The sequence below is a fragment of the Streptomyces sp. NPDC044984 genome (genome assembly GCF_040646935.1).
Taxonomy (GTDB): domain Bacteria; phylum Actinomycetota; class Actinomycetes; order Streptomycetales; family Streptomycetaceae; genus Streptomyces.
Window position 1 is genome coordinate 11,761 of the sequence record NZ_JBEZBE010000028.1, and the last position, 12,064, is coordinate 23,824.

12 protein-coding genes are annotated in these 12,064 nt (G+C 69.9%); 9 read left to right on the forward strand and 3 right to left on the reverse strand.

The window, feature by feature from the left end:
- The first annotated feature begins 311 nt into the window (after positions 1 to 311).
- Both AB0A94_RS27165 and AB0A94_RS27170 read left to right on the forward strand, forming a co-directional pair.
- Entirely contained in the window at positions 312 to 782 is a 471-nt protein-coding gene (locus AB0A94_RS27165) for a hypothetical protein (protein ID WP_361748510.1), read from the forward strand.
- 22 nt (positions 783 to 804) lie between these two features.
- Positions 805 to 1,305, forward strand: coding sequence for a hypothetical protein (locus AB0A94_RS27170; RefSeq protein WP_361748512.1), 501 nt, complete (start codon positions 805 to 807; stop codon positions 1,303 to 1,305).
- A 72-nt stretch (positions 1,306 to 1,377) separates the two neighbouring features.
- On the opposite strand, the gene AB0A94_RS27175 is transcribed toward AB0A94_RS27170, so the two are convergent.
- Both AB0A94_RS27175 and AB0A94_RS27180 read right to left on the reverse strand, forming a co-directional pair.
- The gene (locus AB0A94_RS27175; RefSeq protein WP_361748513.1) at positions 1,378 to 1,929 is read right to left on the reverse strand and encodes a hypothetical protein; all 552 of its coding nucleotides are present in this window, start codon (positions 1,927 to 1,929) and stop codon (positions 1,378 to 1,380) included.
- A gap of 274 nt (positions 1,930 to 2,203) precedes the next feature.
- Positions 2,204 to 4,498 (reverse strand): transglycosylase domain-containing protein, encoded by a 2,295-nt coding sequence (locus AB0A94_RS27180; RefSeq protein ID WP_361748514.1) that lies wholly within the window; start codon positions 4,496 to 4,498, stop codon positions 2,204 to 2,206.
- A gap of 260 nt (positions 4,499 to 4,758) precedes the next feature.
- Between AB0A94_RS27180 and AB0A94_RS27185 the strand changes: the two genes are divergently transcribed.
- The 5 genes from AB0A94_RS27185 to AB0A94_RS27205 all read left to right on the forward strand — a co-directional run bounded on the left by AB0A94_RS27185 (position 4,759) and on the right by AB0A94_RS27205 (position 9,678).
- Complete coding sequence (locus AB0A94_RS27185; protein WP_361748515.1) at positions 4,759 to 5,694, forward strand: SPFH domain-containing protein; 936 nt, start codon at positions 4,759 to 4,761, stop codon at positions 5,692 to 5,694.
- Positions 5,691 to 5,945 carry a hypothetical protein gene (locus AB0A94_RS27190; protein WP_361748516.1) on the forward strand — a complete coding sequence of 85 codons (255 nt, stop codon included), beginning with the start codon at positions 5,691 to 5,693 and terminating at the stop codon, positions 5,943 to 5,945. Before AB0A94_RS27185 ends, AB0A94_RS27190 begins: the two co-directional genes overlap by 4 nt.
- A 147-nt stretch (positions 5,946 to 6,092) precedes the next feature.
- Complete coding sequence (locus tag AB0A94_RS27195) at positions 6,093 to 6,617, forward strand: PadR family transcriptional regulator (protein WP_037939462.1); 525 nt, start codon at positions 6,093 to 6,095, stop codon at positions 6,615 to 6,617.
- 2 nt (positions 6,618 to 6,619) lie between these two features.
- Positions 6,620 to 7,309, forward strand: a complete 690-nt coding sequence (locus AB0A94_RS27200; protein WP_361748606.1) for an ABC transporter ATP-binding protein — start codon at positions 6,620 to 6,622, stop codon at positions 7,307 to 7,309.
- Positions 7,310 to 7,377: 68 nt separating this feature from the next.
- Entirely contained in the window at positions 7,378 to 9,678 is a 2,301-nt protein-coding gene (locus AB0A94_RS27205) for an FtsX-like permease family protein (protein ID WP_361748517.1), read from the forward strand.
- A gap of 76 nt (positions 9,679 to 9,754) precedes the next feature.
- On the opposite strand, the gene AB0A94_RS27210 is transcribed toward AB0A94_RS27205, so the two are convergent.
- Entirely contained in the window at positions 9,755 to 10,699 is a 945-nt protein-coding gene (locus tag AB0A94_RS27210) for a LysR substrate-binding domain-containing protein (RefSeq protein ID WP_361748518.1), read from the reverse strand.
- A gap of 133 nt (positions 10,700 to 10,832) precedes the next feature.
- Between AB0A94_RS27210 and AB0A94_RS27215 the strand changes: the two genes are divergently transcribed.
- Together AB0A94_RS27215 and AB0A94_RS27220 are read left to right on the forward strand one after the other, a co-directional pair.
- Positions 10,833 to 11,387 carry a peroxiredoxin gene (locus AB0A94_RS27215; protein ID WP_030418999.1) on the forward strand — a complete coding sequence of 185 codons (555 nt, stop codon included), beginning with the start codon at positions 10,833 to 10,835 and terminating at the stop codon, positions 11,385 to 11,387.
- A gap of 6 nt (positions 11,388 to 11,393) precedes the next feature.
- A complete protein-coding gene (locus AB0A94_RS27220; RefSeq protein ID WP_217129338.1) occupies positions 11,394 to 11,927 on the forward strand; it encodes an alkyl hydroperoxide reductase in 534 nt (177 codons plus the stop codon).
- Positions 11,928 to 12,064 lie beyond the last annotated feature (137 nt).

The window sequence follows — 12,064 nt, forward strand, 5'->3', positions numbered from 1 at the left end:
ACGGGTGACGACAGGCCCGCACCCGCGAACACGGTGACGACAGGCCCGCACCCGCGAACACGGTGACGACAGGCCCGCACCCGCGAACACGGTGACGACAGGCCCGCACCCGCGAACACGGTGACGACGGGCCCGCACCCGCGGACACGACGGCGGCGCGCAGGCGACCGCAAGGGGTACGGGGCGTGCCGCTGTTCGAGTGGTTCGCGTGGTCCGCCGCGCACGGTGCGTTGCGCGGCAGGGCCCCAGTGCGTGGAATGCGTCACCGACGCTCCTCCATGCCGAGCGTCCACAGCACACCTGGAGGATTCATGCCCTCTGCCACCGTCCGCAGCGCCCTGACCGTCGGCGCTCTGGCCGCAGCCCTCTCCTTCTCGTTCACCTCGCAGGCTGCCGCAGACGTCGGGGACGAAGACGTCGTGCGGTTGCAGCTCGTCGGAGTCGTCGAGACCGACACGAGCCCCAAGAAGCTCAAGGCGGGCGACACCTGGACCACGTACATGCACCTGTACTCGCTCGACAACAAGCACGTCGGCGACGCCGGCACCCGGTGCACCGCCGTCGAAGTCGGCAAGAAGGTCACCGCCCAGTGCACGCGGGTCCTGCGCATGCATGACGGGGAGATCACCCTCCACGACATGATCAGCCGCAAGGACGACAAGCGGATCACCAGCAAGACCGCCATCGCGGGTGGCACGGGCGTCTACAACGACGCCGAGGGCGAGGGCTACATCACCCTCGAGGGCAACCGCGTCCACTTCGACCTTTCCGTCGATGACTGACCCCGCCCGGACTGGAGGTTCCGTGATCACATCGGCTGTCCGCGGGGTTGCCGTCACCGCCCTCGCCGCCACGCTCGCCCTCTTCCCGACCCTGGCGCACGCCGCCGAGGAGAAGGACGAGATCGACACCGAGAGGGTCGAGTTCCTCGGCATCAGCCGGCTCGACACCTGGCCGGCCCAGGGCGTCTCGACCGGCGACGCCTGGACGAACCACCTGGATCTGTACGCCAAGCACACGGACGCGGAGAAGGGGCGTCAGCTCCGGCACGTCGGTGACGGCCAGTCGGACTGTGTGGCGGTCAAGGTCCGGGGCCACGAGGTGACCGCGCAGTGCACCCGCGTGCTGCGCATGGCGAACGGCACCCTGACGCTCAGCGACATGATCAGGTACAGCCCGCCGGAGCGGGTGACGTCCAAGACCGCCATCACCGGCGGAACCGGCCACTACCGCTCCGCCTACGGCGACGGCTCCATCACCATCGAGGGCCGTCACATCCACCTGGTGCTCAACGTCGACGAGTGACGCGGGGAGCCACGACCGACCGGTGCGGGAGACGCGGTACGCGCTTCCGCGCCGGCTTCGTTTCCGCCGACGTCATTCCTGTATGCCGGAGGTCTTCTCGATGAGGCGGGTGAAGACGATGAGCGCCCCCAGCGCGGGGAGCAGTCCGGCCAGCGTCCACAGGACGCAGAAGCCCGCTGCCGCACCGGCCGTCATGCGCAGAGCCACCGGGGCGTCCTCGGATATACCGGCCACCACCATCAGGAAGAGGATGGACAGGACCCCCATCGCGATGATGGTGAAGAACGGCCACAGGTAGTGCACGACGGGCAGCAGGCCCGCTTTTCTCGCCTTCTTCAGGAACGAGTTGTCGCAGGCGCGTGTGATCATCGCGAGGATGGCGAACACGGATCCGATGATGACACCCACCATGGAGACGGCGACACCCATCACCTCGTCCAGTGGCAGGTCGTCGTCGTGACCGAGCCAGGCCCCGCCGGCCCCGCCGAACGTCGCGGCCAACGGTTCGCCCCACCACCAGCTCCGCAGGCTCACGTGCACGAGCCTCACGAACTCCTTGAAGTACTTGTCCCCCGTGGTGCGCCCGCGGGGTTCCTCCGAGTACGGGTCAGGACCTGAGGCCATCACCACCGTCCGTGTGCCTTTCCGCCTCTGCCTTCGCTCCGTAGGCGCCCATGTTCCGTATCGCGTCGTAGAGCGACGCGCGGTACCGGTCCAGAGGGTTCACCCGGGGCTCCGTCTCCCGTATTCGGGCATCACGGACGAGACGGGTGCGGGTGTTCTGCTGCTGAAGCATGCGCACCACGATAGGGCGGTTCCGTCGAGCGGGCCCGCCACGGTGACATTCGGGTGAACGTCGGGTGAACCGTCGGGCCCGCTTCAACTGTTGCGTCTTCTCCTACTGTTCCTGCTCGTCGCCCGGGTCGTCCGGGTCGTCCGGGTCGCCCGGAAGTTCGAGCGTCGGCGGTGGGGAGGGCGTCTTCGTCGGCGGCTCCGACGTCGGCGTCTGGGTGGGCGGCTCCGACGTCGGCGTCCGGGACGGGGTCTCGGAGGGTTCCTCGGTGGCCGGTTCCTCGGTCGTCGGCTCCTCGCTCGGCGTCCGGGACGGCGACTGCGAGACCGACGGCGAGCCGCTCGGCTTCACCGCGGCGCCCTGCTTGGTGTCCAGGTCGAACTCGGTGACCTCGTCCATGACGCCGAAGGTGTACGCGGCCCAGATCTCCGCCGGGGGGCCACCGCCGTTGACGCGGTAGTCGACGCCGGCCGCCCGGTACATCGGGACCTGGGCGAACGTCTTCGAGTCCTCACCGAACAGACCGACCGAGGTGACCAGTTCGGGGGTGAAGCCGGTGAACCAGGCCGACTTGTTGTTGTCGGACGTACCCGTCTTGCCGGCGACCTGCTGGCCGTTGCGCAGCGGGTTCTCCCGCACGGACTGCCGGGCCGTACCGTCGTCGACCACGCCGGTGAGCACGGAGGTCACCGTGTCGGCGGCCTCGCGGCTGATGACCTGCTCACCGATCGGGTCGGGGAACTCGACCTGGCGGTCCTTGTGCTCGACCGACTTCACGACGGCCGGGGTGACCTTCTTGCCGTGGTTGTCGAGGGTGGCGTAGACGCCGGCCATCTCCAGCGGGCTCGCGCCCATACTGCCCAGGGTCTGCGCGGGCACGGCCTCCATGCCCTCGGTCTCCATGCCGAGTTCGCCCGCGGTCTCGACCACCTCGGTCATGCCGACGTCGATGCCCATCTGCGCGAAGACCGAGTTGACGGACTTGTTCATCGCCTCCTGGACGGTGATGTCTCCGTAACTCCTGTCGTCCTCGTTGGGCGGCGCGAAGCCGACCTTGCGGCCGTCGTCCATCACGGGGCGCTCGCTTGTGCCGTCGTAGATCGTGTTCGCCGTGATCGGCACGCCGTCCTGCGTCTCGGCGTCCTGGTCCACGGCCGCGGCGAGGATCACCGGCTTGAAGGTCGAGGCGGCCTGGTAGTCGTCGCGGGTGGCGTTGTTCCGGTAGTGCTTCACGTAGTCCACGCCGCCGTACATCGCCACGACCGCGCCCGTCTTGGGGTTCACGGACACGGCGCCGGCCTGGACGTCGGCGTCGACCTCGCGCTTGTCGGGGTCGAGCCTGCTGGTGAGCTTGGTCTTGACCGCCTCCTCCAGCGCCTTCTGCTTCTTCTTGTCGATGTTGAGCGTGACGGTGTAGCCGCCGAGGTCCAGCATGGCGTCGGCCTGCTTCATGTCCTCGGCGGTGCCCTGGGCGACGAGCTGCTGCTTGATCGCTGTGTTGGCCGCCTCCACCAGGTACCCGGCCTGGCCCTCCATGCCGGGGGCGGCCTTGGGCTCCTCGGGAACGGGGAACTTCATGCTCCGGCGGTCGGCCCGGTCCAGCCACTTCTGCTCGACCATGTTGTTCAGGACGTAGTTCCAGCGCTCCTGGACGAGTTCCTTGCCGGTGTCGCTGGCGATCGCCCAGTCGTACTGGTTCGGCGCCTGGAGCAGCGCGGCGAGGTACGCGCCCTGCTCGACGGTGAGGTCCTCGGCGTCGACGCGGTAGTAGGCCTGCGCGGCGGCCTGGATGCCGTAGGCGCCGCGGCCGTAGTAGCTGGTGTTGATGTAGCCGGCGAGGATGTAGTCCTTGGACTTCTCCCGGTCCAGCTTCAGGGAGATGACCAGTTCCTTCAGCTTGCGGCTGACGGTCTGCTCCTGGGACAGGTAGTAGTTCTTGACGTACTGCTGGGTGATCGTGGAACCGCCCTGCGCGCCCTTGCCGGAGAGCGTGTTGAGCACACCGCGCGCGGTGCCCCTGAGGTCGACGCCCGAGTCCTTGTAGAACGACTTGTTCTCGGCGGCGACGAAGGTGCGCTGGACGTCCTTGGGCACCTTGGCGAGGTCGACGATCTCGCGGTTGTAGCCCTTGCGGGCCATGATCGAGCCGTCGCTGTACTTGTAGACGTTGCCCTGCAGCTCGGCGTCGGCGTTCCCCTCGGGGATGTCGATCACCATGTACAGCACGATGAAGGCGCCCATGCCGAGCAGGCAGAGGCCGAAGAACGTGCCGAGGATCTTCTTCCAGGTGAAGAGGCGGCGTATGCCGCCGCGGCCGGCCGCGCCCGACGAACGGCGGCCCTTGGGTGCCGCACGGCGCCCACCGCGCTGTCGTGCGCGTCTTTCTTCCGCTCGTCCCATGCGTCCGTTCCGCTCCGCTTCGTTCGTGTGTGCTCTTCAGCCACACCAGTTCGCCGCTCAGGTCAGCTCAGAAAGCTAACACCGGAAGCTGTGACAAAGGGCCGCTGATCCGGCCTTTACGGGCGTGACAATCAGCACCCGCCTCAACGGAACCGACGTGCGAGAGGGGCGTGAGGTTGCCGTCTCGGGGTAAAGTGATATCACTTAGCTAGGCAGGTGCTAGCCGCTCGGCGGGCACCCGGAGAAACGGGGGATCACCCATGTCCACACACGACACGCAGGTCACGGCCGACGTGCCCGAGATGCCGGCGCCACGCGTACGGGAGTTCGCGGCGCACAGCATCGGCGGCGGGCTGGCACTGCTGCTCGGACTGGTCGGACTGCTCATCGGCGCGGCGCTGATCGCCGCCGCCACGGCGGTCACCGGGGCCGGCGCCAAGGCCGCACTGATCATCGCCGGCGTCCTGGTCGCCGCCGCCGCGTTCCTCGCCATGTGCGGGCTGAACATGGTGGCGCCGGGCGAGGCGCGGGTGGTGCAGCTCTTCGGCCGCTACCGGGGCACGATCCGGCAGGACGGGCTGCGCTGGGTGAACCCCCTCACCTCGCGCAGGAAGATATCGACGCGGGTGCGCAACCACGAGACCGCCGTCCTGAAGGTGAACGACGCCTACGGCAACCCGATCGAGCTGGCCGCGGTCGTGGTGTGGCGGGTGGAGGACACCGCCCAGGCCACCTTCGAGGTCGACGACTACATCGAGTTCGTCTCCACCCAGACCGAGGCGGCCGTGCGGCACATCGCCATCGAGTACCCCTACGACGCCCACGACGAGAACGGCCTCTCGCTGCGCGGCAACGCCGAGGAGATCACCGAGAAGCTCGCCGTCGAGCTGCACGCGCGCGTGGAGGCGGCCGGTGTGCAGATCATCGAGTCCCGCTTCACCCACCTCGCGTACGCCCCCGAGATCGCCTCGGCGATGCTCCAGCGGCAGCAGGCCGGCGCGGTCGTGGCGGCGCGGCAGCAGATCGTGGAGGGCGCCGTGGGCATGGTCGAGTCGGCGCTCACGCGGATCGCCGAGCAGGACATCGTGGAACTGGACCCCGAACGGAAGGCGGCGATGGTGTCCAATCTGATGGTGGTGCTGTGCGGTGACCGCTCCGCGCAGCCGGTCCTCAACACCGGGACGCTCTACCAGTGACGACTCCGTCCGGGGGTTCGGCCCCCCAGGGCCGGCCGCAGCGCAAGCAGGTCCTGCTGCGACTGGACCCGTCGGTGTACGAGGCGCTGGCGCGCTGGGCCAACGACGAGCTGCGCTCCGCCAACGCGCAGATCGAGTTCCTGCTGCGGCGAGCGCTGGCCGAGGCGGGGAGGCTGCCCGGTGACACCGGGCCCCTTCCCCGCCGCGGGCGGCCGCCCGGGGGCTCCGCCTCCGGACCCCCGTCGGCCTGAACGGCCCCGTCCGCGGACTCCGGACGGGGCCGGCCCCGGTAGCAGAACCGTGACAATCGGCCCCCACCTGCGCCTCCGCACACCCCGGCACGAACTGCGCACTCCGCGTATACACATCGCGTATACACCGTGTGTAGAGTGCTCCGCATGTCCATCGGTCACACCCTCCTGGGGCTCCTGGAGTCCGGCCCGCGTCACGGTTACGACCTGAAGCGGGCCTTCGACGAGAAGTTCGGTCACGACCGGCCGCTGCACTACGGCCAGGTCTACTCGACGATGTCCCGCCTGCTGAAGAACGGGCTCGTCGAAGTCGACGGCATCGAGGCCGGCGGCGGCCCCGAGCGGAAGCGGTACGCGATCACCGAGGCCGGCATCACCGATGTCGAGCGCTGGCTCGCCACACCGGAGAAGCCGGAGCCGTACCTCCAGTCGACGCTCTACACCAAGGTCGTCCTGGCGCTGCTCACCAGCCGGGACGCCGCCGACATCCTCGACACGCAACGCTCGGAGCATCTGCGCGGCATGCGGATCCTCACCGACCGCAAGCGCAAGGGCGATCTCGCCGACCAGCTCATCTGCGACCACGCCCTGTTCCACCTCGAGGCCGACCTGCGCTGGCTGGAACTGACCGCGGCGCGTCTCGACAAGCTCCGTGCGGCGGTGACCCGATGACCGTGCCTCCTCCCCCCGGCTCCCTGCTCACCGCGCAGGACCTGCGCAAGGCCTACGGTCCGACCCCCGCGCTCGACGGCGCCGCCTTCTCCATCCACCCCGGCGAGGTCGTCGCCGTGATGGGACCCTCGGGCTCGGGCAAGTCGACGCTGCTGCACTGCCTCGCCGGGATCGTCACCCCCGACTCCGGGTCGATCATGTACGACGGGCGTGAGCTGACCGCCATGAGCGACGCCGAGCGCAGCGCGCTGCGCCGCTCCGAGTTCGGCTTCGTCTTCCAGTTCGGGCAGCTCGTGCCGGAGCTCACCTGCGTGGAGAACGTCGCCCTGCCGCTGCGGCTGAACGGCGCGCCCCGCAAGGAGGCCGAGCGGGCCGCGCTGACCTGGATGGAGCGCCTCGAGGTCGACGACGTCCGCAAGAAGCGGCCCGGCGAGGTGTCCGGCGGTCAGGGCCAGCGGGTCGCCGTGGCCCGGGCACTGGTCACCGGCCCGCGGGTGCTGTTCGCCGACGAGCCGACCGGCGCGCTGGACTCGCTCAACGGTGAGCGGGTGATGGAGCTGCTCACCGAGGCCGCCCGGTCCACCAACGCCGCCGTCGTCCTCGTCACGCACGAGGCGCGGGTGGCCGCGTACTCCGACCGCGAGGTCGTCGTGCGCGACGGGAAGTCCCGGGACATGGAGCGCGTCGTATGAGTACGGGCTGGGGGCACCGCCCTGCTCGAGCGAAGTCGAGAGCTTGGGGGAGGGCGCGGGACCTCGGCATGGGGCTGCGGTTCGCCTTCGCCGGTGGACGCGAGGGCTGGATCCGGGCGTTGCTCACCGCCGTCGGTGTCGGGCTGGGGGTGGCGCTGCTGCTGCTGACCACCGCCCTGCCCGGCGCGCTGGCGGAGCGGGAACGGCGGGAGGATGCGCGGCTCAACTACACCTTCGGCGAACAGATCGAGCGCGCCGACGACACCCTGATGACCGCGGACACCGACACCGAGTTCGACGGCCGGGACATCCGCGGCCGGCTGCTGGAGCCGGAGGGCGAGAAGGCCCCGCTGCCGCCGGGGCTCCGGGAGTTCCCGGCGCCGGGTGACATGGTGGTCTCCCCCGCGCTGAGGGAACTCCTCGACTCCGACGGCGGCGAACTGCTGCGGGAGCGGCTGTCGTACGACGTCGTGGGGACGATCGGTGAGCAGGGACTGATCGGCTCGCAGGAGCTCGCCTACTACGCGGGCGCCGAGGGCCTCGCGGGGCGGGCCGGCGACGGGATGGTGGGCCGTATCGACTCCTTCGGGAACCCCGACCCGATCGTGGAGGAGATGGACCCGGTCCTCATGCTGCTGATCCTGGTCGTCTTCGTGGTGCTGCTGATGCCGGTCGCCGTGTTCATCGCCGCGGCCGTACGGTTCGGCGGCGAGCGGCGCGACCGCAGGCTGGCCGCGCTGCGGCTGGTCGGCTCCGACGGCGGCATGACCCGGCGGATCGCCGCGGGCGAGGCGCTCGGCGGGGCGCTGCTGGGGCTGGTGTTCGGTACCGGGTTCTTCCTGGCGGGGCGTGAGTTCGCGGCGTCCGTCGAGGTGTTCCGGATCAGTGTCTTCCCGAGCTATCTGAACCCCTCGCCGCTGCTGGCGCTGCTGGTCGCGGTGGCGGTTCCGGGGGCCGCGGTGCTGGTGACCCTGCTGGCGCTGCGCGGGGTGGTCATCGAGCCGCTGGGCGTGGTGCGCACGGCACGGCCCGCCCGCCGCCGGCTGTGGTGGCGGCTGCTGCTGCCGCTGGCCGGGATCGGCATGCTGCTCCCCATGGTCGGCCAGGGCCGGGAGAACGGGGAGTTCAACCAGTACCTGGTCACCGGCGGTGTCATCTGTCTGCTCGTCGGGGTCACCGCGCTGCTGCCGTGGATCGTGGAGACGGTCGTCTCCCGGCTCGGATCGGGCAGCGTGTCCTGGCAGCTGGCGGTGCGCCGCCTGCAGCTGAGCAGCGGTGCGGCGGCCCGCATGGTCAACGGCATCGCGGTGGCCGTGGCCGGCGCGATCGCGTTGCAGATGCTGTTCGCCGGGGTGGAGGGCGACTACACCGAGGAGACCGGCTATGACATGTCACTGGCGCAGATGCAGGTGCGGGTGCCGGAGGGCAGCGAACTCGCCGCTGCCACCACGAAGTTCGAGGAGACCAAGGGCGTCCGCAAGGTCTATCCGCTGTCCGAGGGGTACTTCGGTGACCGGCCCTGGAACAAGGACCCGGAGCGCACCGCCCAGTTGACCATCGGTGATTGCGCGACCCTGCGCGAGGTGGCGAAGCTGCCCTCGTGCGCGGACGGCGACGTGTTCACGGTCCGGGGCGGCGAGTACGACACCGACACCCCGTCGCTGAGCAGGCCGGGCCAGAAGCTGTACCTGGAGAAATCCATCAGCGACAGCAGCAGGGAGAACGTCGCCTGGACCCTCCCCGAGAACCTGAAGCAGGCCGACTCCATCGAGGACCCGACCGGGACGAAGCGCGGCGGCTTCCTCGTGACCCCGGCCGCGGTGCCCGCGAACATGGCGGAGGCGGTCACCGGCCATCTGTATCTGTCGGTCGACGACTCGGTGCCGTACGCCGACGAGTACATACGCAACACGGTGGCCGCGGTCGACCCGCTGGCCTATCTGTCGACGTGGAACTCCGTCGAGCGTTCCGAGCGCTACGACTCCATCCGCACGGGCCTGTTCGTCGGCGCCGCCGCCGTACTGGCGCTGATCGGGGCGAGTCTGCTGGTCTCCCAGCTGGAGCAGCTGCGGGAACGCCGCAAGCTGCTGTCGGCCCTGATCGCCTTCGGCACCCGGCGGCGCACGCTGAGCCTGTCGGTGCTGTGGCAGACGGCGATCCCGATCGGCCTGGGGCTGCTGCTGGCCTCGGTGGTGGGCATGGCCCTGGGCGCGGTGCTGCTGAAGATGACCTCGGCACCGGTCGCCGTGGACTGGCCGAGCGTGCTGCGGATGACCGGCATGGGCGCGGGCGTGGTCCTCGTGGTGACCCTGCTGAGCCTGCCCCCGCTGCTGCGCATGATGCGCCCGGACGGCCTGCGCACGGAGTGAACGGTACGGCCCGTACGGCCCGTACGGCCCGTGGGAGCCGTACGGGCCGTGGGAGCCGTACGGCCCGTGGGGGCGCTCAGCTCCCCACCATCCGTACCGGAAGGTCCCGCAGCGCCGCTCGCAGGGCCGCCGCCAGCTGCTTGTGCTCCGCCGCCCTCACCGTGCCCGTGCGCATGGCGAGGGCGATGCGGCGGGCGGGGGCCGGGTCGGCGAAGCAGGCGGTGAGCAGCCGGTTGGAGCGGGCGGTCTCGACCTGGACGGCGGTGCGCGGCAGCAGGGTCACCCCGAGGCCGCCCGCGACCAGCTGGACGAGCGTGGCCAGTCCGGCCGCCGTCGTCGTGGCCGGGACGTCGGCCCGCCCGGCCTCCCGGCAGATGTCCAGGGCCTGGTCGCGCAGGCAGTGGCCCTCGTCGAGCAGCAGCAGGTTCAGCTCGCGCAGCACCGAGCGGGGGATGCCCTCCCGGCCGCCGAGCCGGTGGCCGAGCGGGGTGACCAGGACGAAGTCCTCGTCGAAGAGGGGGATCTCGGTCACGCCGGGCACGCCGAGGGGCACGGCGAGCAGCAGCAGGTCGAGCCGGCCGCCGGCCAGTCCGTCCAGCAGGCTCGCGGTCTGCTCCTCGTGCACCTGGAGGTCGAGGAGCGGATAGCGGCCGCGGACCAGTCGCAGGACCGTCGGCAGCAGGTAGGGCGCGACGGTCGGGATCACGCCGAGCCGCAGCACCCCGGTGAACGGCGCCCGCAGCGCGTCCGCCTCCTCCATCAGCGCGCCGATCTCCCCGAGGACGGCCTTGGCGCGGACGGCGAGCCGCTCACCGGCCGGTGAGAGCAGCACCTTGCGCGTCGTGCGCTCCACGAGGGTGACGCCGAGCGTCTCCTCCAGCGCCGACACGGCACCCGACAGCGCCGGCTGGCTCATCCCGATCGCCGAGGCGGCGTCCCGGAAGTGCAGATGCTCGGCCACCGCGGCGAACGCGCGGAGCTGAGCGAAGCTGGGCTGTCTGCGCCTCTTGCCCACGGTCACTGATAGCTACCTCCGATCAACACGACCGAGTGTAGCTATTTCACTAATCAATACGCGGTGTGCCAACATCAACAAGGTCCAACCCATGAGGAACACCCGCAATTGGGGTGTTTCTTCGCTGCAAGGAGAGCCTGTGCTCACTGTCGGTGACAAGTTCCCCGAGTTCGAACTGACCGCCTGCGTCTCGCTGGAGAAGGGCAAGGAGTTCGAGACGATCGACCACAAGACCTACGAGGGCAAGTGGAAGGTCGTGTTCGCGTGGCCCAAGGACTTCACCTTCGTGTGCCCGACCGAGATCGCCGCCTTCGGCAAGCTGAACGACGAGTTCGCCGACCGTGACGCCCAGGTCCTCGGTTTCTCCGGTGACTCGGAGTTCGTCCACCACGCCTGGCGCAAGGACCACGACGACCTGCGCGACCTGCCGTTCCCGATGATGGCGGACTCCAAGCACGAGCTGATGCGCGACCTCGGCATCGAGGGCGAGGACGGCTTCGCCAAGCGCGCCGTCTTCATCGTGGACCAGAACAACGAGATCCAGTTCTCCATGGTGACCGCCGGCTCCGTCGGCCGTAACCCCAAGGAGGTCCTGCGGGTCCTGGACGCCCTGCAGACCGACGAGCTCTGCCCGTGCAACTGGAGCAAGGGCGACGAGACCCTGGACCCGGTCGCGCTGCTGGCCGGGGAGTGACCTGACATGTCCCTCGACTCCCTGAAGTCCCGCATACCGGACTACGCCAAGGACCTGAAGCTCAACCTGGGCTCGGTCATCGGCAACTCGGACCTGCCGGCCCAGCAGCTGTGGGGCACGGTGCTGTCGACGGCGATCGCCTCGCGCTCGGCGATCGTGCTGCGCGAGCTGGAGCCGGAGGCGAAGGCGAACCTGTCGCCGGAGGCGTACACGGCGGCCAAGGCCGCCGCCGCGGTGATGGCGATGAACAACGTCTTCTACCGCACCCGTCACCTGCTGTCGGACCACGAGTACGGCAACCTGCGCGCCGGGCTGCGGATGAACGTCATCGGCAACCCGGGCGTCGACAAGGTCGACTTCGAGTTCTGGTCCTTCGCGGTGTCCGCGATCAACGGCTGCGGCATGTGCCTCGACTCCCACGAGCAGGTGCTGCGCAAGGCCGGTGTGGAGCGTGAGGTCATCCAGGAGGCCTTCAAGATCGCCGCGGTGGTCCAGGCGGTCGCCGCCACGCTGGACGCGGAGGCGGCCCTGGCGGAGTGACTCCGCCCCGTCCCACGCGTCGGGCCCGTCCACCATGACCGGTGGGCGGGCCCGCCCCGTACACCCCGCACTCCCGCACTCCGCGGGCAGCCGTGCCGCGACCGGCGTAACTGCGGGCAATCGTGCCGCTGGGGCGG

What these genes read in the sequence shown, in the direction of transcription:
- AB0A94_RS27165 (WP_361748510.1), top strand. Translation starts at nt 312, where the DNA reads ATGCCCTCTGCCACCGTCCGCAGCGCCCTGACCGTCGGCGCTCTGGCC.
- AB0A94_RS27175 (WP_361748513.1), bottom strand. Translation starts at nt 1,929, where the DNA reads ATGGCCTCAGGTCCTGACCCGTACTCGGAGGAACCCCGCGGGCGCACC.
- AB0A94_RS27180 (WP_361748514.1), bottom strand. Translation starts at nt 4,498, where the DNA reads ATGGGACGAGCGGAAGAAAGACGCGCACGACAGCGCGGTGGGCGCCGT.
- AB0A94_RS27185 (WP_361748515.1), top strand. Translation starts at nt 4,759, where the DNA reads ATGTCCACACACGACACGCAGGTCACGGCCGACGTGCCCGAGATGCCG.
- AB0A94_RS27195 (WP_037939462.1), top strand. Translation starts at nt 6,093, where the DNA reads ATGTCCATCGGTCACACCCTCCTGGGGCTCCTGGAGTCCGGCCCGCGT.
- AB0A94_RS27205 (WP_361748517.1), top strand. Translation starts at nt 7,378, where the DNA reads ATGGGGCTGCGGTTCGCCTTCGCCGGTGGACGCGAGGGCTGGATCCGG.
- AB0A94_RS27220 (WP_217129338.1), top strand. Translation starts at nt 11,394, where the DNA reads ATGTCCCTCGACTCCCTGAAGTCCCGCATACCGGACTACGCCAAGGAC.